The sequence below is a fragment of the Bradyrhizobium sp. 190 genome, assembly GCF_023073415.1.
Lineage (GTDB): Bacteria > Pseudomonadota > Alphaproteobacteria > Rhizobiales > Xanthobacteraceae > Bradyrhizobium.
Genome location: NZ_JADPJL010000012.1, coordinates 733439 through 757718, shown reverse-complemented (window position 1 = coordinate 757718; position 24280 = coordinate 733439). Strand labels below are relative to the sequence as shown.

Below are 24280 nucleotides of genomic sequence, written 5' to 3'. Positions count from 1 at the left end.
GGCCTACAGCGGCTTGATCTGCACCTTGCGCCACTTGATCACGCCAGAACCGTATTGCAGCGCGAACGGGCCGCTGGCGTGTTTTGAATCCTGAACATCAACGGTCTTCTGGCCGTTGAACACGACGACGAGATGCGGCCCCTTGGCCGTGATCTCGTAGGTGTTCCATTTGCCGCCCGCCTTCGGCATCGGGTCGACCTTGGCCACGTCGACGATCGCGCCGGTGCCGTAGGTCGGATCGGGCCGCTTGTCGAAGATGTTGACTTCGTAGCAGATCTTGGCGTCGATCTTGGCCGACTGGTCGCAGCGAATGAAGATGCCGCTGTTGGCGTCATCGTCGGCCCAGAACTCGACCTTCATCTCGAAGTCTTTGTACGAGCTTTTGCTGACAAGATAGGACGGATCCTTGCCCTCGGTGATCTTGTCTGCGACCAATGCGCCGTCCTTCATCGCCCAATTGGCTTTGCCGACCTCGGTCCAGTCGCCCATCTTGGTGCCGTCGACGAGAGTCACCCAGCCATCGCCTTGGCCGGACGCCACGCTGGAGAATTGAACAGCGGCGGCGCCGATCAACAGACCGGCCGCAAGTATCGACAAACGCTTCATGAACGTAACCCTCCCATGGCTGCTTTTGGTTGGGCCGCAACCTATCACCGCAACGCGCGGCGTAAATCCGTTTTTCATGCTGCAGGTGCGTTGTGCGACATTCGCTTGCTGCTGCCGCCGATCACGCATGCACCCGCGCGCCTTGCTCCGCGGGAACGAGGCCGGCTAGCATCGCGGCAACAGAGATGAGTGCATCTCAGCTCACGAGGCGGCAAGGGAGGCGACCATGAAGGCGATACCCCGGTCCTGGCGATACCTCATGACGCCGCTGGTTTTCGCCGGCACGTTGAGCATCTCTTCCGCTGCGGAACTCAATCCGGCCGCCGTCATCTACAAATTGCCGGACCAAATTCCCTGGGGCCCAGTCAACGCTGCCGGCGCGCAAAGCGCTGTTGTCGTAGGCGATCCGGCCAAGCCCGGCTTCTACATGGTCTACAACAAATGGACCAAGGGCAATCATTTCAGCCGCCCGCACTTCCATCCCAACGATCGCTACATCGTCGTGCTGCAGGGCACGTGGTGGGTCGGCTCGGGATCGAAATTCGATCCGGCCAACACGACGCCGATGCCGGCCGGCAGCTTTGTCACCCATTTCGCCAAGCAGGTGCATTGGGACGGCGCCAAGGATGAAGACGCCGTTCTCCTGATCATGGGAGAAGGCCCGGCGACGTCAACGGCGGCGGAAGAGAAGTAACCGCTGGCGGAACGGGACCGGCTCGAGATCAACGACCGGGCAACCATTTCAGCGGCGGCGCGTTTCATGTCCTCAACCAAATCAGGGATATGAAACATGGCTTCTGCTTCACAGATCCGGGAACACATGGACGTTATCTCGTCGGACAAGAAGACGGTCGGAAAAGTCGACCATATGGAAGGAACAGACAAGATCAAGCTGACCAAACAGAGTTCGCCTGATGGCCAGCATCATCACTTCATTCCGCTGTCGTGGGTCGACCACGTCGATCAGCACGTCCACCTCAACAAATCAGGCGCCGATGTGACTTCGCACTGGCAGCACGGCCGGCAATAACCGGCAACATGCATTGCGCCGCGCGCGGATGCGGATATCATCGGGCTTCAGGAGATGAAATGCATCCGGCGGCGGTACTGCAATTTGAACGTATGATCGGCGAATACCTCACGTGGCGTGCCGTTCCGGAAACGGAACGTTCGCCCGCGCCGGCGTGGTGGTGGGGACCCGCGATGGAGTTACGCGCCTCCTCCCAACCCCTCCCCGCCGAATGCTGCGCCGAACTCGGATTACCAGGCCGCGCGACTTATGCTTCCGCCGCGGACATCTTTCTTGGGGCCTTCGCAGGCCAGACGTCTGTGCCGTGGCCTGATGATTTTCCCCGCAAGACGGCCATTCCGGATCCGACGGTCCGTGAGCTGCACCCGCAGCCGTCAGACGACAGTGCTTTTCAACCCTGATCCGGCTTCCGGCTGCAACGGCGGCGAAGCGAGCTGCGGCTCGGCGCGAAGCAGATCGGCCATTTGCCTGGCGGGCAGCGGCTTGGAGAACAGAAAACCCTGCATCTCGTCGCAGGCGTGGTTGCGCAGGAAGGTCTCCTGCTCCACGGTCTCGACGCCCTCCGCAATGACGGTCATGCCAAGCGCCTTGCCCATGCTGATGATCGCCTGCGCAATGGCCTGGTCTTCGGTATCGACGGGCAGGTCGCGAATGAAGGAGCGGTCGATCTTGATGGTATCGATCGGGAATTGCTTCATCAGCGACATCGACGAGTAGCCGGTTCCGAAATCGTCGATCGCAAGGCGGATGCCGCGGCTCTGGATCGCATCCAGCACCTTGATCGCGCGCGACACATTCCGCATCACCATGCTTTCCGTGACTTCGAGCTGCAGCAGCACCGGTGACATGCCGCTTGCCAGCAGCGCCTCGTCGACATCGTGCAACAGATGCGCATCGGCGAATTGCCGCGGCGACAGGTTGACCGCCATCGTCACCGGCCGCAGGCCGCGGCGCTGCCAGGCCATGTTCTGCACGCAGGCTTCCTTGAGTACCCAGCGGCCGATCGGAACAATCAGTCCGGTTTCCTCGGCCAGCGGGATGAATTGCCCCGGCGATACAGCGCCGAGTTCGGGATGATTCCAGCGCAACAGCGCCTCGACGCCGGTGATCTGGCCGCTCACCATGTCGATCTTGGGCTGATAGTGCAGCGAGAACTGGTCGCGCTCCAGCGCGCGGCGCAAGGCGCTTTCCAGCGTCAGGCGCTCGATCGACTGCGTCTTGATCTCCTTGGTGAAGAAGCGGAAGCCGTTCTTGCCGTCCTCCTTGGCGAGATACATCGCCATGTCGGCGTTCTTGGTCAGCGTCTGCATGTCGGCGCCGTCGGACGGGTACATCGCGATCCCGATCGAGGCGGTGGTGTGGCATTCGTGACCGCTGAGCTGCAGCGGCTGGCTCAGCACGGAGAGAAGCTCGCCTGAAATTCGCTCGACCTCGTGACGCTCGGCGGCCTGCTCCAGAATGACCACGAACTCGTCGCCGCCGAGCCGCGCCACGACATCGCTCGAACGCAGCGCACGGCGCAGCCTGCCGCCGATCTCGACCAGCAGCATGTCGCCCGCGTCGTGTCCCAGCGAGTCGTTGATCACCTTGAACCTGTCGAGGTCGATGAACAGCAGGGCAAACTGCCGCTGGTAGCGCGCGGCGGCATCGATCGCGCGGCGCAGCATGCCGTTGAACATTTCCCGATTCGGCAGGTTGGTCAGGCTGTCGTGCGACGCCAGATACTCGATCCGCTCATCGGCCTTCGTCTTTTCATCGGCGCGATCGAAATTCTCCAGCGCAAAGGACACGTTGTCGACGAGCCGCTGCAGCAATTCGGCAAACTCGGGCGTGAATGTGTCTTTCTCCATCGACATGAAAGACATCACGCCGACGACCCGCCCTTGCACCAACAGAGGGAATGAGGCGCCGGAATTCGTGCCATCAAGGCGCGCTCTATGATGAAACGCTTCGGGGCCGGGATCAGCGAGGTAATCGTTGATGATGCAGGCCCGCTGCGAACGGACAGCCTGGCCGCATAGCCCGCGTCCCTCCGGGTGTGCCTCATTGATGGATATCTTCGCCAGGCGCGCGCTGAGCCCAGTCGGACCGGCGGCAGCTACAACGTCGAGATAATCGCAGCCGGGTTTCATCAACGTGATGGAGGTCAAGGTGAACTTGCCGCCGTCGGCCGCGGCTTCGCACACCAGTTCGAACAATTCCGCCCGCGACGTCGCGCGGATGATCGCCTCATTGGTCGCACTCAGCGCCGCCAGCATGCGCGTCAGGCGCTCCTTCTGGATTTCGGTCCGTGCCTTGTCGTCGGCGCGGTCGAAATTCTCCAGGGCGAACGACACATTGTCGGCCAACCGTTGCAGCAGTTCCGAAAATTCGGGCGTGAAGGTGTCTTTGTCCAGCGACATGTAAATCATGACGCCGACTGGCTCGCCGCGAACCAGCAGGGGAAAGGCAGCGCCTGACTGAGCGCCGTAGCTGCCGACGATGGCCTGGAAAGCGGCGACGCGCTGGTCGGTCACATAATCATTGGTGATGCAGGGCCGTCTGGTTCGGAACGCCGTTCCGCTGAGCCCACGGCCCTCGGGACGGGATTCATCCACCGACAACCTGACGTGCCGCGTCGTCTCGGCCGCCGGCCCCGAGGCGGCGACGATCCTGAGCAGGTCGCTGCCGGAATCGGCCAACGCGATGGTGGCCGAGGTGAACCGGCCGCCGTTCGCCGCGGCTTCGCACACCAGATCAAACAGTTCGTTGCGGGATTTGGCCCGCATGATGGCTTCGTTGGTCGCGCTCAGAGCGGCGAACATCCGCGTCAGACGCTCTTTCTGACTTTCGGTTCTGGCCTTCTCGTCGGCCCGGTCGAAGTTCCCGATCGCAAACGACACGTTGTCGGTGAGCCGCTGCAGCAGTTCGGCGAATTCGGGCGTGAACGTATCTTTCTCGGAGGAAACGAAAAACATCACGCCGACCGCCTGGCCGGAAACCAGCAGCGGGAACGCCGCGCCCGACATCGCGCCGTCGCTGTGAATGAACTGGTGAAACGCCGACCCGCGCGGATCGGCACGCAAATCGTTGGCGATGCTGGCCTGGCGGGAGCGGAAGGCGTTGCCACACAGCCCGCGTCCTTCCGGATGATCGGCGCTGATCGAAACCTTCACCCGGCGCATGTTGCCGGCCGTCGGCCCCGCCGCGGCCACCATAATGGTGTAGTCGCTGTCCGATCGCGCCAGAAGAATGCTGGTCGAGTTGAACCGTCCGCCCTTCGCGGCAGCTTCGCATACCAGTTCGAACAGCTCCGTCCGCGACGTCGCACGAACGATCGCTTCGTTGGTCGCGCTGAGCGCCGCCAGCATGCGCCCCAGACGTTCCTTCTGGGCATCGGCTCTCGCCTTTTCGCCGGCGCGATCGAAATTGTCCAGCGCGAACGAGACGTTCTCCGCGATCCGCGCCATCAACGCGACGATCTCTTCGTCCTCCGCCCACAGTTTGCCGACAAAGAACATCAATACGCCGATGCTCTCGTCGGCCTTGATCAGCGGAACCGCGACGCAGGCGGTAACGCCCGTCTCACGGGCGGCCTGATGCCAGGGCTGCCCCTGTGTCGAGTTCAGGATATCGTTATTGACGGCTGGCTGCTGCGTTCGGAATGCCCTGCCGCAGACGCCCGTTCCATATGGGTTGCCGGCATCGATCGAGAACGGCGCCCGCATGATCTGTTCGACGATTGCGCCCGTGCCAGCGGCCGGCTTCAACCAGATCGAGTCCGGCTGCGCAAGCAGGACCACGGTAGCCGCGGATTTGCCGCTGTGTACCGCGGCATCGCAAACGCGCTGATAGAGTTCCTGTTCGGTTTTGGCGCGAAGAATGGCTTCGTTGGTGGCGCTGATGGCGCCGAACATCCGGTTCAACCGCCGCATGACGCGCTCGCCGTTCTTGCGCGCGGACTCATGGTCGAAATTGTCGAGCGCAAACGAAACGTTTGCCGACACGCGCTCCAGCATCGAGACGAGTTGCCCGTCGATCGAGTGCGCCTCGCGCCGCGAAACGAGCAACACGCCGACACTCTGGCCATTGCAGATCAGCGGCAGCGCTGCCGCCGTGCCCACTTGGCCGGCCTTGGCTCCCTCGCGCCAGGGCAACGAGCGCCGATCGTTCAAGAAATCGTTGCTGACGCATGTTTTGCGGTCGCGGAAGGCCTGCCCGGAGACCCCGGAACCTTCGGGCGTACCGGCCACGGTCGAAATATCGATGCTGCGCAGGCGCGGGACGTCATCGCCACAGCCCGCGGCGAAGCGCAGGAGGTTGGTTTCCGGCTCCAGCAAGAAGACCGCCACGGCCAGGAAGTCGCCGACCGAGAACGCGGCTTCGCAGACCTTCGCGTACAGTTCTTCGGGCGATTTGGCGTACAAAATCGCTTCGTTGGTTGCATTCAACGCCGCGAATGTGCGCGCGATATCGGTCTTCACCGTCCCCAAGCTCCCTGCCGGCAGCGCCGGGCTGCCCCCTTCGGATTTTATGCGTGCAGGGGGCCTAAATGCTCGTTATTGGCGACCCGGAGTTGCAATTCAGAGTAAATGTCGGACCAACGACAAACGACGCCACTCAGGAGAACTACGGTTCTTTCACGATTTGTCAGCCATACCGCCAGCGTGCGCCGGCCGGGATACGGGTCGCCGAACACAATTCTCGAATTTTGCAGGATGAAATTCGAAGCCCTCGAGGACCGTGCCTGCGACATGGCTAACAGGATATTTCCACGCTTGCCCTGCCGCCACCGCTTTGAGAGCATGCCGCCTAGCGGCAACAAGCAAGACCCGCCGTTCGCGCGGGCGCTCAAGGTGAGGAAATTCCCATGCCGATGGTCCAGGCCGACCGTCTCACGCATATCGGCGCGGCGCTGCTCAGGGCCGCCGGAGCGTCGGAGGAGGAAGCCGATGCGGTCGCTATTGGCTGCGTCAACGCCAATCTCGCCGGCCATGACTCGCACGGCGTGATCGCGATCCCGACCTATATCGACCGCATCAAGGCCGGCCATATCGTGCCCGGCGCCAAATGGACCATCGTCCAGGAATCGCCGACCACGACCGTGATCGACGGCCATTGGGGGTTCGGCTTCCACGTCAACGCCCAGGCGATGGCGCTGACGATCGAAAAGGCGAAGACCGCCAATGTGGCGGCCTGTACGGTGTTCCGCCAGAGCCATGTCGGGCGGCTTGCCGCCTATCCGTTGATGGCGATGCGGGCGGGCATGATCGGCATCGCCGCCGCCGATTCCGGCCGCTCGCCGAAACATGTCGCGCCGTTCGGCGGCCGCGAGGCAAGGCTCGGCACCAACCCGATCTCGATTGCCGTGCCATCCGATCTGGAAGCACCGTTCTATCTTGACATGGCGACCTCGGCGGTCGCGGCCGGCAAGATCGCGCTGTCGGTGGCGCGCGGCGAACAGATCCCGCAGGGGTGGATCATCGACGCCGAGGGACGGCACACCACCGATCCCACGCAGTATCGCAAGGGCGGCGCGCTGCTGCCGCTCGGCGGCAGCGAGGGCTACAAGGGAAGTGGCCTCGCCGCGATGGTCGAGGTGCTGTGCGGTCTGCTCACGGGATTAGGCTTTGGCGTGGAGCCGACCGGCCGCCACAATGACGGATGCTTTATGGCGGTGTTCAATGTCGCCGCGTTCCGCCCCTTGAAGGACTTTGAGAAGGAAGTCGGCGAGTTCGCCCGCTATCTGAAATCGACACCGCCATCGGAGGGCTCGCCGGGCGTGTTCTATCCCGGAGAGATCGAACATATCCGCGAGCAAGCGCGCAGGCGCGACGGCATCGAGGTCGAGGACGCCACCTGGGACAAATTGAAGGCGATGGCCACCGACTACAAGCTCGCCGCCGAACTCGGCCTGAAATGAATTCCGCCGGCACAAGGAGAACCGCATGACACGGCAAATGGCGCTGGTGGGATTCCTGCAGGCGCAGAACTGCACCAATCTGCCAAGCTCGTGGCGGCACCCGGAGTCGCGCGACGATTCGATGGCGGCCGACTATTACCAGGAGATCGCCCGGATTCTCGAAGCCGGCAAGTTCCACATGGCCTTCTTCGACGACCGGCTGGCGATGCCGGACCGATACGGCAACGACCACGCCCACACCGTCGAATACGGCATCCGCTGCGTGAAGATGGACCCGCTGATCGTGCTGACCACAATGGGCATGGTCACCACCAAGCTGGGACTGGGGTCGACCTGCTCGACTACCTATTACGAACCGTTCGATGTCGCGCGCCGCTTCGCAACCCTCGACCTGATGTCGGGAGGACGTGCAGGCTGGAACGTCGTCACCTCGCTCAATGACGGCGAGGCCCACAACATGGGCAAGGACGCCCATCTCGAACATGATTTCCGCTACGATCGCGCCGACGAATTCATGGAAGTCGTGCTCGGCCATTGGGACACTTGGGAAGACGGCGCGGTGATCATGGACAAGACGAGCGGCCGCTTCGCCGATCCGGCCAAGGTGAAGCGGCTCGACCACAAGGGCGAGTTCTTCAAGTCGCGCGGTCCGTTCACCGTGCCGCGCTCGGCGCAGGGCCATCCCGTCATCATCCAGGCCGGCGCGTCTGGCCGCGGCCAGCGCTTTGCGGGGCGATGGGGCGAGGTGATCTTCACCGCCGCGCGCAACGTGGCCGCCGCCAAGGAAGGCTATGCGGCGGTCCGCAGCGAGGCGGCGAAAGCCGGCCGCGATCCCGACCAGATGTACCTCTGCAACCTCACCACCCCCGTCTGCGGCGCGACCAGGGCCGAGGCCGAGGACAAGATGGCGCTCATCAACAAGCTGCCGCTGCAGATCGATGCGCTGTCGCTGCTTGCGGAAGCGCTGAATTACGACTTCGCGTCAAAACCGCTCGACGAACCGCTGACCACGGAAGAGCTCAAGAGCATGCAGGGGATCCTCGGCATTCGCGACGGCGTGCTCAAGAATTCAGGCAAGACCAATCCCAGCGCGCGCGACTTCGTCACCTTCTCCGGCCGCGGCCAGGTACAGGACGCGATCGTCGGCGGCCCGAAGGAGATCGCGGACAAGCTAGAGGAGATGTTTGTCGAGCGCGGCTGCGACGGCTTTGTCATCGCAGCCACCATCGTGCCGGGCTCCTACGCTGATTTCGTCCAGCACATCGTGCCGGAACTGCAGCGCCGTGGCCTGTTTCACAAGGATTATGCCGGCAAGACGTTGCGCGAGAACCTCGGCCTGGCGCGGCCTGCCGCCGGAGCCTGGAAAACCAGCCCGCAGGTCGCAGCCGAATAACACGAGGACACTTCATGCGTTGGCTCAAATTCACGGCCGCCGGCAAGACATCCTGGGGCATTGTCGAGGGCGAGCGCGTGATCGCCGTCGATGGCGATCCCTTCGGCGAATGGCAACGCGGGACGCAGTCGCATTCACTGAAGGACGTGAAGATCGAGCTGCCGCTGATTCCGCGCACCTTCTATTGCGTCGGGCTCAACTATCTCAAACACCTCAAGGAAGCCGCCGACAAGGCCGGCACGGTGCCGAACGTGCCTGACCGACCCGAGATCGGATATCGCGCCCAGAACGCGCTGATCGCCCATGACGAGGATGTCGTGATCCCGGCGACCGCGACCGAAAAAATCCATTATGAGGGCGAACTGGTGGTCGTCATCGGCAAGGAGGCCAAGCATCTCACTGAGGCCAACGCGATGGATTGCGTGCTCGGCTACACCATCGGCAACGACGTCAGCGAGCGGACCTGGCAGAAGGCCGATCGCAGCCTGTGGCGCTCCAAGAACGCCGACACCTTCAAGCCGATGGGTCCGTGGATCGAAACCGATGTCGATCTCGACAAGATGGAGACGGCGATCAGGGTCAACGGCAAGGAGACCGGCCGCTTCCGCACCAATGACATGATCTTCGGCATCGTGCCGTTCCTCGTCGAGCTGACGAAGTATTTCACGCTGTCGCCGGGCGACGTGATCTGGATGGGCACCGACGGCGCCTCGCCCGACCTCAGGGACGGCGACGTCGTTGAGATCGACATCACGGGAATCGGGACATTGCGGAACCGGTTTGTGAAGGAGAAGGTTTAGCGTCCTCAGAAATGAGGACAGGCGCCGGAACCGGCAGCGGGTAAAGTTCGTCCAGACGGGTATCTAGTACTACGGAGGATCATCATGGCTCGTAGCTCAATCCTGCTCGGCTCGGCGCTTACGAGCCTTGTCCTCACCTCAGCGTCTCCTGCCGCCGCCCAACCAGCGATCGATCTGGATCAGCTCACCACTACCCAAGCCGCCGCCGATATCTGCGCGGGCAAGATCACCAGCAAGGCGCTGACTACGGCGGCGCTGGCGCGGGCCAAGGCAAAATCCGAACTCAACGCTTTCATCACGCTCGACGAGGCCGGCGCGATGAAAGCCGCCGAAGCGTTTGACGCCGGCCAAGGGCTCGTGCAAGCCGCTCGGCGGCGTCCCTATCGTCATCAAGGATAACATCGAAGTGGCCGGGCTTCCCTCCAGCGCGGGAACACCGGCGCTGAAAAAGTTCGTCCCGAAGAAGGATGCGCCGGTGGCGGCAAAACTGCGCGCGGCGGGCGCCATCATCATCGGCAAGACCAACATGCATGAACTTGCCTTCGGCATCTCCGGTTATAACGCCGCGTTCAAGACGGGCGGGGAGTCCGGGGTACGCAACGCGTATGATCCGACGAAAATGGCCGGCGGCTCATCATCGGGAACAGGAGCCGCGGTTGGCGCGCGGATCGTCACCGCCGGTCTCGGTACCGACACCGGCGGCTCGGTCCGGGTGCCCTGCGCGCTGAACGGCTGCGCCGCGCTGCGTCCGACCGTCGGCCGCTATTCGCAGCAAGGGATTGCACCGATCTCACACACCCGCGACACCGCCGGCCCGATGGCTTCCACGATGGCCGACGTGGCGGCTCTCGACCGCGTCATCGCCGGAGGCGGTGCGATTGCGCCTGCCGAGCTGAAGCAGGTACGGATCGGCATCGACAAATCCATGCTGGCCAATCTCGACGGCGATACCGAAGCCGCATTCAAAGCCGCGCTGGATAAGCTCAAGGCGAGCGGCGTGACGATCGTCGACATCGAGATGCCAAAGCTCGCCGAACTCAACGGCCAGGTCGGGTTTCCGCTCGCGCTCTATGAGGCCTATGACGACATGGTTGCCTATCTCAAGAAAAGCGGCAGCGGCGTCAGCGTCGAAAACCTCGCCAAGGAGATCGCGAGCCCCGACGTGAAGGGCACCTATGACGGGCTGGTGCTTCCGCGCAAGTTGCCGGGACCGAACAATACGGTCACTGAGGCCAAGCCGGCCTATGACGCCGCCATGAAGACCGCCCGGCCCGCGCTGCAGGCGCTTTATCGCGATACGTTCGCAAAGAACAAGCTCGACGCCATCGCCTTCCCGACCGTGCCGAAGGTCGCGATTGCCTCAAATCCTGACTCGTCGAGCCTCGCCAACTTCCTGCTGTTCATCCAGAACACCGATCCCGGCAGCAATGCCGGCGTTCCCGGCATCCAGCTTCCGATCGCGCTTGGCGCGTCGAGCAAGCTCCCGGTCGGCCTCGAACTCGATGGACCCTCGGGGAGCGATCGTCGGTTGCTGGCGGTCGGCCTGGCGATGGAGAAGATATTCGGCCGGCTGCCGCCGCCGTCGCGTTAGCCGACGCGGCTAATGCCGTGCAAACAGGCTCGCGACGCCGCTGCGGCGGCGGACGCCGAGCTTGGCAAACATGCGCTCGATATGGGTGCGGACGGTCGATACCTCGACCTGCAGGCGGTGCGCGATTTCCTTGTCGCTGAGATCGTCCGATATCATTCGCGCGATCTCGAACTCGCGCACCGAGAGTTTCAGGATCGGTGAGCCGTCCGCCGCGATGGCCGCAGCCCCGCCAGCCGCGCGGACCAGCGCGCCGGTGAAAGCCGGCTCGATCAGCCGCAACAATTCAAGCGTATGACCGTCGAAATTCTCGCGACGCCGGCCACGCCAGATCCTGACGTCGCCGATATTGCGCCCACCGACGTAACTATAGGCATTGACGCCCCAATGCAGGCCGTCGCGGGCGAGGAAGTCGTTGAAGAACTCAGTCCGCATCAGGTCGCGTTGCGGCATCACCTGCGTGACCAGCGTCGCCTCGCGGCGGGCCTGAAGCTTTAAGGTGATCGGGTCGTGTTGCTGATAATAGCGGTCGTAGGCCGCGATGTTGTCCGGATCCATGTTCAGGTACACGGCCTTTTCGAAGCGGCCTGTGGCGTCCTGCCAAACGAATGAAGCGTAGTGATCGGCTTCCAGCAATTCGAGCAAATGGTGGCCTACCGCCTCGCGAACGTCGCGCTCGCTGAGGTCTTCGGACAGCAGCCCGAAGATGCGCGCCAGCACCCGGCTCTCGGAAGCGCTCACATACATGGCGTCATTTTAGCCGGGAACCGCGATCAGGGGAACCGGGATCGCGCCGCCCTGCCGCCTACTCGATCTTGATGCCGGCTCCCTCGATCACCTTGCGCCAGCGCTCCACCTCGCTGCGGTAGTAGCGGCAGAATTCTTGCGGCGGCTCTGCAATCAGGACGAGGCCCTCATTGACGCTGAGCTTCTTGAAGGCGTCGGCCTGCACGGCCTTCGCCGCCGACCGGTTGAGGCGATCGATGATCTCAGGCGGCGTTTTCGCCGGCGCAAACAGGCCGTACCAGGTTTCCGCTTCAAAGCCGGGAAGGCCGGTTTCGGCAACCGTCGGCAGCTGCGGAAAGGCAGGCGAGCGCTCCGCCGTCGTCACCGCCAGCGCGCGCAATTGACCGCCTTCGACCAGGGAGGCCGCGCTGGCGACCGTCGTGAACATCACCTGGATCTGCCCGCCGATCAGGTCGGTGATCGCGGGCGCCGAGCCCTTGTACGGGACCGTGGTCATGTTCACCTTCGCCATATGCTTGAACATTTCGCCAGCGAGGTGCGCCGAGGTGCCGGTGCCGAACGTGCCGTAGGAGATCTTGTCGGGCTCGGCCTTCGCCGCCGCAATCAGATCGGCGATCGAGCGAAGCGACGACTTCGGATTGACGACGACGATGTTGGGAGAACGCGCCACCAGTGCTACGGGCGCAAAATCCTTGTTCGGGTCGAACGGCAGTTTGGCGTTCAGGCTGGGATTGACGGCATGGGCAAATGTCCCCATCAGCAGCGTGTAGCCATCGCCTTCAGCGGCCGCGACCGCCTGCGCACCGATAATGGTACCTGCACCGGGCTTGTTTTCGATGATGATGCTGGCGCCGAGGTCCTTTGCCATCTCCTGCGCCAGCACGCGGGTGATGGCGTCCGTACCGCCGCCCGGCGCAAAGGGAACGATGATCTTGATAACGCGCTCGGGATATCCGGCCAGAGCCTGATAGGTTGAAAGAGACAGCAAGCCCGGAATGAGTGCGAACAGCAAGGCGATGCGGCGTCGATCGAACAGCATGGCGCTCAGATCATTCTTACTACAAGTGAAGTCTTTCGTAGCAGAACCCGCGATAACATCCGCCGTCCTCCCCGTTGCGGATCACTTTATTGTATCTGGCAACATCGATCCAGATGGTGATTATCATTCAGCTCAGGATATGCTGACATTCGCCTCAAATTGAAAACGTCCAGAGAGGAGAATTGCATGAAGCCCCGGATGAACTACTACCAGGCCGCGCCTGACACCATCAAAGCGCTCGTCGCACTCGAAGCCCAGATAGCCGGCTCCGGCCTCGAAAAATCACTGATCGAACTGGTGAAAACGCGGGCCTCGCAGATCAACGGCTGCGCCTATTGCATCAACATGCACACCCAGGATGCCCGCAAGCAGGGCGAGACCGAGCAGCGGCTGTATCTGCTGAGCGCCTGGCACGAGTCGCCGCTCTACACCGACCGCGAACGCGCGGCGCTGGCCTGGACCGATGCGCTGACACTGATTGCCGAAACGCATGCCCCTGACGATCTCTACGAAGACGTGCGCGCCCACTTCTCGGAAGCGGAGACCGTCAATCTGACCATGCTGATCGGGGCGATCAATGCCTGGAACCGGCTGGCGATCGCTTTTCGCGCAGTACACCCGGTGAAGGCGAAGGCAGCGGCTTAGAGTGAGGAGGTGAACATGACAATAGCGATGGGTCGTGCGGCAGCGATGGCCGTGGTCGCGCTGGCGATTGTCGGCGCACCCGCGGCTTACGCCGAAGGCGACAAGGTAACGCCGGTTCGTTCGGAGAAACTTCCCAACGTGCCCGGCAAGAGTCTGACTGCAGTCGTGGTCAACTACGCGCCGGGCGGCAAGTCCGCCAGCCATCATCACGCCGGCAGCGTGTTCGTCTATGTACTGTCCGGCAGCATCCGGTCAGAAAATTCGGCGACCGGCCCGGCGCGCGTCTACAAGGCGGGCGAAACCTTTTTCGAGCCACCCGGCAGCGAGCATCTCGTTAGCGAGAATGCGAGCACGACGGAGCCTGCGAGCCTGCTGGCGGTCTTCGTTGCCGATGACGGCGCGCAACTGACGACGTTCGACAAGAAGTAAGACGTGGCGCGGCGGCGCACTGCAGGCACCACACGCTCCGCTGTCATGCCCCGCGCAGGCGGGGCATCCAGTACGCCGCGGCCCCTCGGCTCACACACTGACGTCTCTGGAATACTGGGTCGTCCGGTCAAGCCGGACGACGACATCCTGGGTGCTACACCGCCGTCGCCTTGGCGAACTCCACATAGATCTCGCGCAGCCGGTTAGTCATCGGGCCGGGCTTGCCGTCGGCGACCGTTTTGCCATCGATCGACACCACCGCCTGCACGAACACGCTGGCGCTGGTGACGAAGGCTTCCTTGGCGGCCAGCGCCTCCTCGACCGAAAACGCCCGCTCCTCGACGCGGAGCTGGCGCTCTTCGGCAAGCGCGACCACGGCCTTGCGGGTGCAGCCGGGCAGGATTTCGCTGCCGTTCTGCCGCGTCACGATCACGTCGTCCTGGGTCAGGATGAAGCACGACGACGAGCCGCCCTCGGTCACCTTGCCGTCCTCGATCATCCAGGCCTCGCCGGCGCCGGCTGCTGCAGCAGCCTGCTTTGCCAGCACCTGCGCCAGCAGCGCGACGCTCTTGATGTCGCGCCGGGTCCAGCGCAGATCGGGCACCGTGATCACCTTGATGCCGGTCTTGGCCGAGGGCGCATTGATGATGTCCTTCGTGGACGTAAACATGATCAGCGTCGGCTTGACACCCTTGGGAAACGCAAAGTCACGCCCGGTATCGGCGCCGCGCGTCACTTCCAGATAGACCATGCCGTTGACGAGATTGTTGCGCTTGACTAATTCCTGCTGGATCTCCTGGATGCGCGCCGTGGTTTCCGGCAAGGCCAGTTCGATCTCGCCGACCGAGCGCTCCAGCCGCGCCAGATGCGAGGCATTGTCGATCAGCTTGCCGTCGAGTACGGCGGCAACCTCATAGATGCCGTCGGCAAACAGGAATCCGCGGTCGAGGATCGAGACCTTCGCCTCTGAAAGTGGCACGAACGAACCATTGACGTAAGCGATCTGTTCCAAAGTAGAGTCTCCTGTCGGCGCAAAGTAATTGCGCCGCGTTTATTTGTACCCAAATCGTTAATGCGACAGAATCTTCGACAAGAACTGCTGCGCGCGCTCGCTGCGCGGACTGCCGAAGAAATCGGTCTTCAGCGCATCCTCGACGATCTCGCCCTTGTCCATGAAGATCACGCGATTGGCGACCTTGCTGGCAAAACCCATCTCGTGGGTAACGACCATCATGGTCATGCCCTCGTGGGCGAGATCGACCATGACGTCGAGCACCTCGCTGATCATTTCGGGATCGAGCGCCGAGGTCGGCTCGTCGAACAGCATCGCGATCGGGTCCATCGCGAGCGCCCGCGCGATCGCCACGCGCTGCTGCTGGCCGCCCGACAGTTCGGCCGGGTATTTGTTGGCTTGCACCGTCAATCCGACGCGCTCGAGCAGCTTTTCGCCCTTGGCCATAGCCTCGCCATGCGAGCGGCCTAGCACCTTCTCCTGCGCCAGGCACAGGTTCTCGATGATGCGTAAATGCGGGAACAATTCGAAATGCTGGAACACCATGCCGACGCGGGCGCGCAGTTTTGGCAGGTCGGTCTTGGGATCGTTGACCTTGATGCCGTCGAGGATGATCTGGCCTTCCTGAAACGGCTCCAGCGCGTTGACGCATTTGATCAGCGTCGACTTGCCCGAACCTGACGGCCCGCACACCACCACGACCTCGCCCTTGGCGACGCTGGTGGTGCAGTCCTTCAGCACCTGGAAGGTCGGCCCGTACCATTTATTGACGTGGCTGATTTCGATCATGGGGTCTCACCGAACAATAGCAATGCGCGCCTGCAGGCGCCGGACGCCATAGGACGCGACACAGGAAATCACAAAATAGACCAGCGCCGCGAACAGGTACATCTCGACCAGGCGCCCGTCGCGCTGCGCCACCTTGCTGGCGGCGCCGAGGAAGTCCGGAATCGACAGCACGTAGACCAGCGAAGTATCCTGGAACAGCACGATGGTCTGCGTGAGCAGCACCGGCAGCATGTTCCGGAACGCCTGCGGCAGCACGATGTAGCGCATGGACTGAGCATAGGTCAGGCCGAGCGCGCTTGCGGCCGCCGGCTGTCCCTTGGAGATCGACTGGATGCCGGCGCGCATGATTTCAGAAAAATACGCCGCCTCGAACATGATGAAGGTAACGAGCGAAGAGGTGAACGCGCCGACGCGTATCGGCCGCGATGCGCCCGTCAGCCACTGCCCGATATAGGGCACCAGGAAATAGAACCAGAAGATCACCAGCACCAGCGGCAGCGAGCGCATGAAGTCGACATAGAGCCCGGCGATACGGCCCATCAGTCTATAGCTCGACAGGCGCATCAGTGCGATCATCGTGCCGAAGACCAGGCCGCCCAGCGCCGACAGCCCGGTCAGCATCAGCGTAAAGCCCATGCCGTCGAGGAACAGATAGGGCAGCGAGCGGCGGATGACATCGAAATCGAGATTGTCGAACATCGTCATTTCCCCGTGATGTAGCCGGGGATCGCCAGGCTGCGTTCGAGGAAGCGCATGCCGGTGACGACGATGATGTTGATCGCGAGATACATCACGGTCGCGGCGGTGAAGGCCTCGAAGACCTGAAACGAGAATTCCTGCATCGCCCTCGCCTGGCCGGTCAGTTCGATCAGGCCGATGGTGATCGCGACCGAGGTATTCTTGATGGTGTTGAGGAATTCGGACGTGAGCGGCGGCAGGATGATGCGGAACGCGATCGGCAGGAGCACGTAGCGATAGCCTTGTCCAGTCGTCAGCCCTAGCGCCGTTGCCGCCTGCTTCTGCCCACGCGGCAGCGAGGCAATGCCGGCCGCAAGCTGCACGGCGACGCGCGCCGACATGAACAGGCCGACCCCGATCGCCGCCGTCCAGAACGGCGCGTTGGGAAGCTGCTTCATCCACAGCCCTGCGGCGCGCGGCAACAGTTCCGGCAGCACGAAGAACCAGAGGAACAGCTGCACCAATAGCGGCATGTTGCGGAAGAATTCGACGTAGCCAAAGCCGATCCAGGATGCTGTCCTTGACGGCAAGCTACGCAGGATGCCGATGATCGTGCCGAAGATCAGCGCAATGACCCAGGCCAGCAGCGCCGTCTTGATGGTAAGCCACAGTCCCGACACCAGCATGTCGAGATACGTGCCGGCCCCGGTCGGGTTCGGCTCGAAAAAGATGTGCCAGTTCCAGTTATAGTTCACGGGTCCCCACCGTTCGCCATTCGTCCCACAGCAGTACGCTCATGCAATGGCCGGGCCATTGCATGAGCGCGGGAACGTTTACTTATACGAATCCGGATCCGGCGAGTCGGACGGCTTCGCAAACTCGTTCTTCAGCTCGGAGCTGATCGGAACGTTGAGATTCAGGTTCTTGGGCGGGATCTTCTGCGTGAACCACTTGTCGTAGATCTTCTGGCCCTCGCCGCCGGTGTAGAGCGCCGCGGTCGCGGCATCGACCACCTTCTTGAAGGCCGGATCGTCCTTGCGCAGCATGATGCCGTAGGGCTCGGGCTTGGAGAACGCGTCCTTGGAGATGACGTAGTCAGCCGGCGCTTTCGAGCCGGCGACCAGGCTTGCCAGCAAGATGTCATCCATCACAAACGCCACCGCGCGGTCGGTCTCCACCATCAGGAACGCCTCGGCGTGGTCCTTGGCCGGGATGATGTTGATGTTGAGGCTGCGCGCCGCATTGGCTTCGGTGAGCTGCTTGATGTTGGTGGTGCCGGCAGTGGAGACCACCGACTTGCCCTTGAGATCGTCGATCGAATTGATCTTGCCCGTCTTCTTGGTGACGTAGCGGCTCGCGGTCAGGAAGTGGGTGTTGGTATAGGCGATCTGCTTCTGACGTTCGACATTGTTGGTGGTCGAGCCGCATTCGAGATCGATCGTGCCGTTGGCGAGCAGCGGGATACGGGTCGACGACGTCACGGGGTTGAGCTTGACCTCGAGCTTGTCGAGCTTGAGCTCCTTCTTCACGGCATCGACGATCTTGTAGCAGATGTCCATGGCGTAGCCGATCGGCTTCTGGTTGTCGTCAAGATAGGAGAACGGAATCGACGAGTCGCGGAAGCCGAGCGTGATAGCGCCGGTGTCCTTGATGTTCTTCAGCGTCCCGGTAAGTTCCTGCGCCATTGCCGGCCCGGTGCACAGCACGCCGGCGAGCATATAGCCGATAATTTGACGATGTTTCACGTAACTTCTCCCTCAAAAGGTTGCGGACGATCGCTCGTCCACTCGAACTCGACAATTTGCCAGGTAGCTGACAACTTGCCACGTAGCTTACGAAGTAACTTGCCAGGTAGTTTCGCCGGCGGGTCTCCAACCTATCTTTTCCTGACCGCCCCGGCGTGCCCGGCACCATACCTGCACAATTCGGACCAAAACAGATTTAGCGCCCGTTGACCATCATGCATTCGGCCCCTGAATGCGACTAAAGACAAGGGCAACGCCCATTTGTCGCCGCCAATCGGGGGCAGCCGCTTCCGCGCCATAAGCCCCCACCCCACGGTGCCCTCGGTCAACCAGGCGATGCCCCGGCCGCCGAGCGCCATCCCGCAGAGCACATCGGACATATCGCTTTCAATGACCCGCACGCCGGAAATGGGGCATTCTCCAGGATGAGATCGACCAGCCGGGCGAAATGGACGCCGGCGAATACATCAGGAGCGGCACCGGATGCGACGGCCGTCCGGGCAGCGACGCGCCGCCCTTGGCCACCAGCGCCTCGCTGGCACAGGGCCGCAGGAATTCTGTGCAACCGCCGCTCCTGTGACCAGGCCTGCCACCATTGCGGCAGCCGTGCGGTGGCCATCGCGAACGGCAAGGCGATGCGGATATGTTCGTTGCGGCGAAGCGGCTTGCCGCCAAGCTCGATGCGGCTGTCGGGCACATGGCGATAAGGATCGCCGGCATCGCCGATCTCGAAAGCAACAACACGACGATCGACACCGGACGCGTCGACATCCGCGCTTCTGCGGAGATGCTCGGCACGGACGCTGCCGGCGACGTCAAGCCGTGGTGCGGGCTTCGTCCCACGACGCCGGACAGCCGGCCGATCATCGGCTGGTCGCCACTCGATGGCCTGTTCGTCAACTCAGGGCACGGCATGCTCGGCTGGACGCTCGCCTGCGGCAGTGCCGACTGACGGCCGATATGATCGATCGCAAACCGGAGGTCAGCGAGGTGAGCGCGTTTGCCCTGCGCCGCGCGGCATAAATTCCGTATCTCGGGAGGCCGCGGCAGACCAATTGTCGCACATCGCACTTCCAGCCGGCTGCGACCGGCCCCAGCGCTGCTCGCCGCGGTCAACACGCTTTTCTTCTCGGTCGATTTCGGGGAAGATCGAACCTGGGAAAAAACAAAGATAAACGCGCCTCCCGTCAATGAGGCCGCAGGGGAGTGTTCGATATGTCCAGAGGTCGCCGTTTGACGTTCGCCGTCGCCGCCGTCGGCATGCTGATTTCAGCAGCCGCCGGCGCGCAGGAATATCCTACCAAGCCGATCACGCTGATCGTCCCGTGGCCGGCGGGCGGCTCGACCGACATCTCGATGCGGGCGATCGCCGAAAGCGCGTCCAAGGTGCTCGGACAGCCGATCGTCATCGACAACAAGGCCGGCGGCAGCGGCACCGTCGGCCCTGCCACCATGGCAGCGGGCGGCAAGCCCGACGGCTATACCATCGCCCAGATCCCGATCACGGTGTTCCGCCTGCCCTTGATGCAGGAAGTCTCCTGGAATCCGGACAAGGACTTCACCTATATCATCCACCTCACCGGCTACACGTTCGGCGTCACCACCAGCGCCGAATCGCCATTCAAAACCTGGAAGGACGTCGTCGACTACGCGAAGCAGAACCCCGGCAAGGTGACCTATGCGACGCCGGGCGCCGGCACGTCGCTGCATATCGGCATGGAGCAGATCGCCAGCCTGGCGGGAATCAAGCTGACGCAGGTGCCCTTCAAGGGCGGCGCGGAAACCAATGCCGCGGTGCTGGGACAGCACACCATGCTGCAGGCGGACTCGACCGGCTGGCGACCGTTGGTCGACGCCGGCAAGCTGCGGCTTCTGATGGTATGGACCTCGGCGCGATCGCCGAACTATCCCGAGGTGCCGACGTTAAAGGAACTCGGCTACCCTATGGTCTATGACTCCCCGTTCGGCATCGCCGGACCGAAAAACATGGACCCGAAGATCGTCGCCAAGCTGCATGACGCCTTCAAGAAGGCGCTGGACGATCCGGCCGTGATCGCCACGCTAGCCAAATTCGACATGGTGCCCAGTTACAAGAGCACCGAGGACTACAAGAAGTTCGTCGTCGAGGTCACCGAGTCCGAACGCAAGGTGGTCGACAAGCTCGGGCTGGCGAAGAAGACGAATTAGCTTCGGCCGCGTCCCGGACGCGGTGCAGCGTTCTTCACGCTGCTCCGCAGAGCCGGGACCATATCACCCCAAGCACATGGGCCCCGGCTCTGCAGCGCATCACTTCGTGCTGCGCAGCGTCCGGGGAACGGCTGAGAGAGCACATGAGTAACGATACCGACGTCAAATTCCGCCTCAACAACTCCGAACTGTGGGGCGGGCTGATCGGGCTTGCGCTCGGCGGCTTCGTGATCTGGTCCGGGCTCAAGCTCAAGCTCGGCACCATCAACGACCCCGGCGCCGGGTTCGTGCTGTTCTATACCGGCATCCTGATGTGCCTGTTCGCCACCTCAATCATGATCGCCGCATTGACCGAGGGCGGGCCGACCTTTGGCTCGCGTTGGGTGAACACGCGCTGGACCAAGCCGCTGCTGGTGATCGTCTGCCTCGTCGCTTTTTCCTTCGCTCTCAACCCGCTCGGCTTTCTGCTGTCCTCGATTCCATTGATGTTGCTGCTGTTGCGCGTGGTCGATCCCGTGCGCTGGTCGCTGGCCGTTCCGATTGCCGTGCTCGTACCGCTTGGCATGTGGTGGATCCTCAAACGCCTGCTCCTGATCCAGTTGCCTTCGGGCCTCTTCGAAATCGGCTGATCGCATCATGGACACACTCATCAATGTCGCCCATGGCTTCGGCGTCGCCCTTCAACCCATCAACCTGATCTACTGCTTCATCGGCGTCTTCATCGGCACGCTGGTCGGCGTGCTGCCGGGCATCGGCCCGATCTCGGCGATGTCGCTGTTGCTGCCGATCACGCTGTCGGGAACGCCGGAATCCGGCATCATCATGATGGCCGGCATCTACTACGGCTCGATGTATGGCGGCTCGACCACCTCGATCCTGGTCAACATTCCCGGCGAAGCCGCTTCCGTCGTCACCTGCATCGATGGCCACCAGATGGCCAAGCAGGGCCGCGCGGGACCTGCGCTCGGCATCTCCGCATTCGGCTCGTTCTTCGCCGGCACCTTCGCGCTGATCGCACTGATGCTGGTGGCGCCCAAGCTCGCCAGCGTCGCGATCGCGTTCGGTCCGGCCGAATATTTCAGCCTGATGGTGCTCGGCCTCGTGGTCCTGACCTTCCTGACGCAGGGCTCGATGGCGAAGGCGTTGCTGATGGCCTGCGTTGGCATCGTGCTCGGGGTGGTCGGGCTCGACAGCATTACCGCGCAACCGCGCCTGACCTTCGGCCGGATAGAGTTGATCGACGGCATTGGCCTCGTTCCGGTGGTCATGGGCCTGTTCGGAATCGCCGAAGTGCTGATCAACACCGAGCAGGTCATCAAGCGCGACATCATCAACACCAAGATCACGCACCTGTTTCCGAGCAGGGAGGACTGGAAAGCCAGCGCCGGCCCGATGTCGCGCGGAACGGTCCTTGGATTTTTCCTCGGCATCCTGCCTGGCGGCGGCGCGGTGATCTCGTCGTTCGCGTCCTATGCGCTGGAGAAGCGGCTGTCCAAGACACCGGAGCGCTTCGGCAACGGCGCGATCGAGGGTGTTGCAGGTCCCGAAGCTGCCAACAACGCCGCGGCCGGCGGCGCCTTCATTCCGCTGATGACACTAGGCATTCCGCCAAATGTGGTGATGGCGCTATTGCTCGGCGCCTTCGTCATTCACGGCCTGCAGCCCGGCCCGCTGATGATCACGCAGAACCCCGGCCTGTTCTGGGGCATCGTCGCCAGCATGTATATCGGCAACCTGATGCTGCTCGTATTGAACCTGCCGATGATCGGGATGTGGGTTCAGCTTCTCAAGCTGCCGTACAACATCCTGTTCCCCCTGATCATCCTGTTCACCATCATCGGCGTCTACTGCTCCAGCAACAACATCTTCGACGTCTATGTGATGATCGCATTCGGCATTATCGGCTATTTCATGCGCAAGCTCGGCTACGAGCCTGCGCCGCTGGTGCTGGCCTTCGTGCTGGGGCCGATGCTGGAGAACAATCTGCGCAAGTCGCTGATCCTGTCGCAGGGCGATCTCATGACCTTCGTGCAGCGACCGATCTCGGCCGTCTGCCTGGCGTTCGCGGTCGTGCTGCTGGTCGCGCCGCTGCTGCCTGCGCTGCGCAAGAAGCGCGAGATGGTCGCGCTGGACGAAGGGGTGTGAGCCGCAGCTAGAACGCCCGCTTCTTCTCGCCGAGATCCCAGAACAGCCCCGCCATGATGGCGAGCGCTTCCTCCGTCACCGGCAGAAGAATGTGTTCATCCGGCGCATGCTGCGAGCAGCCGGGATAGGAATGCGGCACCCAGATCGTCGGCAGGCCCAGCCCTTCGGCGAACACGTCGTTGGGCAGCGAACCGCCGAAATTCGGCAGGATCGCAGGCGCCTTGCCGGTGGTCTTCAGGATCGAGTCTGCCGTCCAGTTCACCCAGGGGCTGTCGACATCGGTGCGCGAGGCCGCGAAACGCTGCGCGCCGCTGACCTCCACCATCGGAAAGCCGTTGGCATGCAAATGCGCGCGTACGGCATCGACGACCTCTTCATACTTGGTGCCGACGACGAAGCGGAGCTGCAGCACGGCATTGGCGCGCCCCGGAATCGCGTTGGCCGGCTTCTCGACATTGCCGGACGACATCGCCAGGACTTCCAGCGTGTTCCAGGCAAACAGCCGCTCGGCCGGCGACAATCCCTCCTCGCCCCAGTCGGGCGCCAGCGCCGGCTCGTCTGCGGTCGGCTCGATCTTCACGTCTGCGAGCGCTGCGCGGACGGCGTTGGAAATCCGCGGCGGCTTGAGCGCGTCGAGCTTCATCCGCCCCTTGCCGTCGACGAGGCTCGCAATGGCGTTGCAAAGGATCGTAGCGGGGTTGGCAAGTACACCGCCCCAATTGCCGGAATGGTTCCCACCCTCGCGCAGATTGACATCGAGATGGATGCGGTTGCCGCCGCGGCAGCCGAGGAAAATGGTCGGTCGATCGGCCGAAAGCCGCGGCCCGTCGGAGGCCAGGAACAGATCCGCCTTCAGCTCCTCGCGATGGGCTTCGCACACCTGCCGCAGGTCGGGCGAGCCGATCTCCTCGCCGGTCTCGATGATGAATTTGACGTTGAAGCCGAGCTTGCCGCCGCGGGTCTCGCGCACGGCGCGCAATGCCGCGAGATTGATGCTGTGCTGGCCCTTGTTATCGGCGGTGCCGCGTCCATAGACGCGCTCGCCTTTGGTCGTGGTTTTCCAGGGGTCGAGATTGTCGCGCCACTCGCCGTCCATGCCGTCGACGACATCGCCATGGCCATAGGTGAGCACGGTCGGCAGCGACGCATCCTCGCGATAATCCGCCAGCAGATACGGACCCTTGCCGGTCGGCGATTCGATCAGGCGGGTGGAGAAGTCGAGCGCGGCGAAGGCGGGCTGAAGGTCGTCGACGAGATAGGCGCGCAACGCCTCGCCGCTGCCGGGATTCTGGCTTTCGGTCCGATAACCGACCCTGCGGCCGAGCTCGGCGAGAAACGCGCCGGAATGAAGATGCTCACGTACCCGCGCAATCGCGTCGCCTCTATCAGCCATATTTCTTTTCCTTGTTCGCCAATTTTGTGGAGCGCAACCTATCGAGATAAGCCGCCCGCTGGAAGTGGCACGACGAGCCGAATGGGCCTTGCTAAAACCAGCGAGGATGCAACAATTTCAGGCAACAGCCCGGCGTCTAACCGGGCGAACGC

The 24280-nt window shown here is 62.7% G+C and carries 22 protein-coding genes and 1 pseudogene; 13 read left to right on the top strand and 10 right to left on the bottom strand.

The window, feature by feature from the left end; translation table 11 throughout:
- Positions 1–3: 3 nt before the first annotated feature.
- Positions 4–606: a DUF1080 domain-containing protein gene (locus tag IVB22_RS12675; protein ID WP_247517638.1), complete on the bottom strand. Its 603-nt coding sequence runs from the start codon at positions 604–606 to the stop codon at positions 4–6.
- Between the two features lie 226 nt (positions 607–832).
- Here IVB22_RS12675 and IVB22_RS12670 point away from each other — a divergent pair, with 226 nt between their 5' ends.
- The 3 genes from IVB22_RS12670 to IVB22_RS12660 all read left to right on the top strand — a co-directional run bounded on the left by IVB22_RS12670 (position 833) and on the right by IVB22_RS12660 (position 2037).
- Positions 833–1300, top strand: a complete 468-nt coding sequence (locus IVB22_RS12670; RefSeq protein WP_247517637.1) for a cupin domain-containing protein — start codon at positions 833–835, stop codon at positions 1298–1300.
- Between the two features lie 96 nt (positions 1301–1396).
- A complete protein-coding gene (locus IVB22_RS12665) occupies positions 1397–1636 on the top strand; it encodes a DUF2171 domain-containing protein (protein ID WP_247517636.1) in 240 nt (79 codons plus the stop codon).
- Between the two features lie 59 nt (positions 1637–1695).
- On the top strand, positions 1696–2037 hold the full coding sequence (locus IVB22_RS12660) for a hypothetical protein (protein ID WP_247517635.1): 342 nt from the start codon (positions 1696–1698) through the stop codon (positions 2035–2037).
- Here the strand turns inward: IVB22_RS12660 and IVB22_RS12655 are convergent.
- Positions 2011–6099 carry a GAF domain-containing protein gene (locus tag IVB22_RS12655; protein ID WP_247517634.1) on the bottom strand — a complete coding sequence of 1363 codons (4089 nt, stop codon included), beginning with the start codon at positions 6097–6099 and terminating at the stop codon, positions 2011–2013. The two genes, IVB22_RS12660 and IVB22_RS12655, sit on opposite strands and share 27 nt — an antisense overlap.
- Before the next feature lie 386 nt (positions 6100–6485).
- Between IVB22_RS12655 and IVB22_RS12650 the strand changes: the two genes are divergently transcribed.
- From IVB22_RS12650 to iaaH, 4 genes and pseudogenes are all read left to right on the top strand, one after another.
- Entirely contained in the window at positions 6486–7538 is a 1053-nt protein-coding gene (locus tag IVB22_RS12650; RefSeq protein ID WP_247517633.1) for an Ldh family oxidoreductase, read from the top strand.
- Positions 7539–7563: 25 nt separating this feature from the next.
- Positions 7564–8931 carry an LLM class flavin-dependent oxidoreductase gene (locus IVB22_RS12645; protein WP_247517632.1) on the top strand — a complete coding sequence of 456 codons (1368 nt, stop codon included), beginning with the start codon at positions 7564–7566 and terminating at the stop codon, positions 8929–8931.
- A 14-nt stretch (positions 8932–8945) separates the two neighbouring features.
- Entirely contained in the window at positions 8946–9731 is a 786-nt protein-coding gene (locus IVB22_RS12640; protein ID WP_247517631.1) for a fumarylacetoacetate hydrolase family protein, read from the top strand.
- Between the two features lie 168 nt (positions 9732–9899).
- A pseudogene (gene iaaH, locus IVB22_RS12630) lies at positions 9900–11322 on the top strand (indoleacetamide hydrolase).
- A gap of 9 nt (positions 11323–11331) precedes the next feature.
- On the opposite strand, the gene IVB22_RS41595 reads toward iaaH, so the two are convergent.
- Positions 11332–12060, bottom strand: a complete 729-nt coding sequence (locus IVB22_RS41595; protein WP_247517628.1) for a LuxR C-terminal-related transcriptional regulator — start codon at positions 12058–12060, stop codon at positions 11332–11334.
- A 64-nt stretch (positions 12061–12124) separates the two neighbouring features.
- Entirely contained in the window at positions 12125–13105 is a 981-nt protein-coding gene (locus IVB22_RS12620; RefSeq protein WP_247517627.1) for a tripartite tricarboxylate transporter substrate binding protein, read from the bottom strand.
- 186 nt (positions 13106–13291) lie between these two features.
- On the opposite strand from IVB22_RS12620, the gene IVB22_RS12615 reads away from it, so the two are divergent.
- Both IVB22_RS12615 and IVB22_RS12610 read left to right on the top strand, forming a co-directional pair.
- A complete protein-coding gene (locus tag IVB22_RS12615; protein WP_247517626.1) occupies positions 13292–13750 on the top strand; it encodes a carboxymuconolactone decarboxylase family protein in 459 nt (152 codons plus the stop codon).
- Between the two features lie 15 nt (positions 13751–13765).
- Positions 13766–14179 (top strand): cupin domain-containing protein, encoded by a 414-nt coding sequence (locus IVB22_RS12610; RefSeq protein ID WP_247517625.1) that lies wholly within the window; start codon positions 13766–13768, stop codon positions 14177–14179.
- Positions 14180–14333: 154 nt separating this feature from the next.
- On the opposite strand, the gene IVB22_RS12605 is transcribed toward IVB22_RS12610, so the two are convergent.
- The 5 genes from IVB22_RS12605 to IVB22_RS12585 all read right to left on the bottom strand — a co-directional run bounded on the left by IVB22_RS12605 (position 14334) and on the right by IVB22_RS12585 (position 18376).
- Positions 14334–15191 carry a D-amino-acid transaminase gene (locus tag IVB22_RS12605; protein WP_247517624.1) on the bottom strand — a complete coding sequence of 286 codons (858 nt, stop codon included), beginning with the start codon at positions 15189–15191 and terminating at the stop codon, positions 14334–14336.
- Positions 15192–15248: 57 nt separating this feature from the next.
- Positions 15249–15980, bottom strand: coding sequence for an amino acid ABC transporter ATP-binding protein (locus tag IVB22_RS12600; RefSeq protein ID WP_247517623.1), 732 nt, complete (start codon positions 15978–15980; stop codon positions 15249–15251).
- Between the two features lie 6 nt (positions 15981–15986).
- Positions 15987–16679: an amino acid ABC transporter permease gene (locus IVB22_RS12595; RefSeq protein WP_247517622.1), complete on the bottom strand. Its 693-nt coding sequence runs from the start codon at positions 16677–16679 to the stop codon at positions 15987–15989.
- Between the two features lie 2 nt (positions 16680–16681).
- Complete coding sequence (locus IVB22_RS12590) at positions 16682–17413, bottom strand: amino acid ABC transporter permease (protein ID WP_247517621.1); 732 nt, start codon at positions 17411–17413, stop codon at positions 16682–16684.
- 78 nt (positions 17414–17491) lie between these two features.
- Positions 17492–18376, bottom strand: coding sequence for an amino acid ABC transporter substrate-binding protein (locus IVB22_RS12585; RefSeq protein ID WP_247517878.1), 885 nt, complete (start codon positions 18374–18376; stop codon positions 17492–17494).
- 670 nt (positions 18377–19046) lie between these two features.
- On the opposite strand from IVB22_RS12585, the gene IVB22_RS41900 reads away from it, so the two are divergent.
- From IVB22_RS41900 to IVB22_RS12565, 4 genes are all read left to right on the top strand, one after another.
- Complete coding sequence (locus tag IVB22_RS41900) at positions 19047–19355, top strand: FAD-dependent oxidoreductase (protein ID WP_374207506.1); 309 nt, start codon at positions 19047–19049, stop codon at positions 19353–19355.
- A gap of 263 nt (positions 19356–19618) precedes the next feature.
- Positions 19619–20590, top strand: a complete 972-nt coding sequence (locus IVB22_RS12575) for a tripartite tricarboxylate transporter substrate binding protein (RefSeq protein ID WP_247517620.1) — start codon at positions 19619–19621, stop codon at positions 20588–20590.
- A gap of 143 nt (positions 20591–20733) precedes the next feature.
- On the top strand, positions 20734–21219 hold the full coding sequence (locus tag IVB22_RS12570) for a tripartite tricarboxylate transporter TctB family protein (protein WP_247517619.1): 486 nt from the start codon (positions 20734–20736) through the stop codon (positions 21217–21219).
- A 7-nt stretch (positions 21220–21226) separates the two neighbouring features.
- On the top strand, positions 21227–22735 hold the full coding sequence (locus tag IVB22_RS12565) for a tripartite tricarboxylate transporter permease (RefSeq protein WP_247517618.1): 1509 nt from the start codon (positions 21227–21229) through the stop codon (positions 22733–22735).
- A 7-nt stretch (positions 22736–22742) separates the two neighbouring features.
- Here the strand turns inward: IVB22_RS12565 and IVB22_RS12560 are convergent, their stop codons facing one another.
- On the bottom strand, positions 22743–24128 hold the full coding sequence (locus IVB22_RS12560; protein WP_247517617.1) for a M20 family metallopeptidase: 1386 nt from the start codon (positions 24126–24128) through the stop codon (positions 22743–22745).
- Positions 24129–24280: the final 152 nt, after the last annotated feature.

Coding starts and splice junctions, on each gene's coding strand:
- IVB22_RS12675 (WP_247517638.1), bottom strand. CDS start 606: ATGAAGCGTTTGTCGATACTTGCGGCCGGTCTGTTGATCGGCGCCGCC.
- IVB22_RS12670 (WP_247517637.1), top strand. CDS start 833: ATGAAGGCGATACCCCGGTCCTGGCGATACCTCATGACGCCGCTGGTT.
- IVB22_RS12665 (WP_247517636.1), top strand. CDS start 1,397: ATGGCTTCTGCTTCACAGATCCGGGAACACATGGACGTTATCTCGTCG.
- IVB22_RS12660 (WP_247517635.1), top strand. CDS start 1,696: ATGCATCCGGCGGCGGTACTGCAATTTGAACGTATGATCGGCGAATAC.
- IVB22_RS12650 (WP_247517633.1), top strand. CDS start 6,486: ATGCCGATGGTCCAGGCCGACCGTCTCACGCATATCGGCGCGGCGCTG.
- IVB22_RS12645 (WP_247517632.1), top strand. CDS start 7,564: ATGACACGGCAAATGGCGCTGGTGGGATTCCTGCAGGCGCAGAACTGC.
- IVB22_RS12640 (WP_247517631.1), top strand. CDS start 8,946: ATGCGTTGGCTCAAATTCACGGCCGCCGGCAAGACATCCTGGGGCATT.
- IVB22_RS12620 (WP_247517627.1), bottom strand. CDS start 13,105: ATGCTGTTCGATCGACGCCGCATCGCCTTGCTGTTCGCACTCATTCCG.
- IVB22_RS12615 (WP_247517626.1), top strand. CDS start 13,292: ATGAAGCCCCGGATGAACTACTACCAGGCCGCGCCTGACACCATCAAA.
- IVB22_RS12610 (WP_247517625.1), top strand. CDS start 13,766: ATGACAATAGCGATGGGTCGTGCGGCAGCGATGGCCGTGGTCGCGCTG.
- IVB22_RS12600 (WP_247517623.1), bottom strand. CDS start 15,980: ATGATCGAAATCAGCCACGTCAATAAATGGTACGGGCCGACCTTCCAG.
- IVB22_RS12595 (WP_247517622.1), bottom strand. CDS start 16,679: ATGTTCGACAATCTCGATTTCGATGTCATCCGCCGCTCGCTGCCCTAT.
- IVB22_RS12585 (WP_247517878.1), bottom strand. CDS start 18,376: ATGCTCGCCGGCGTGCTGTGCACCGGGCCGGCAATGGCGCAGGAACTT.
- IVB22_RS41900 (WP_374207506.1), top strand. CDS start 19,047: ATGTTCGTTGCGGCGAAGCGGCTTGCCGCCAAGCTCGATGCGGCTGTC.
- IVB22_RS12575 (WP_247517620.1), top strand. CDS start 19,619: ATGTCCAGAGGTCGCCGTTTGACGTTCGCCGTCGCCGCCGTCGGCATG.
- IVB22_RS12570 (WP_247517619.1), top strand. CDS start 20,734: ATGAGTAACGATACCGACGTCAAATTCCGCCTCAACAACTCCGAACTG.
- IVB22_RS12565 (WP_247517618.1), top strand. CDS start 21,227: ATGGACACACTCATCAATGTCGCCCATGGCTTCGGCGTCGCCCTTCAA.
- IVB22_RS12560 (WP_247517617.1), bottom strand. CDS start 24,128: ATGGCTGATAGAGGCGACGCGATTGCGCGGGTACGTGAGCATCTTCAT.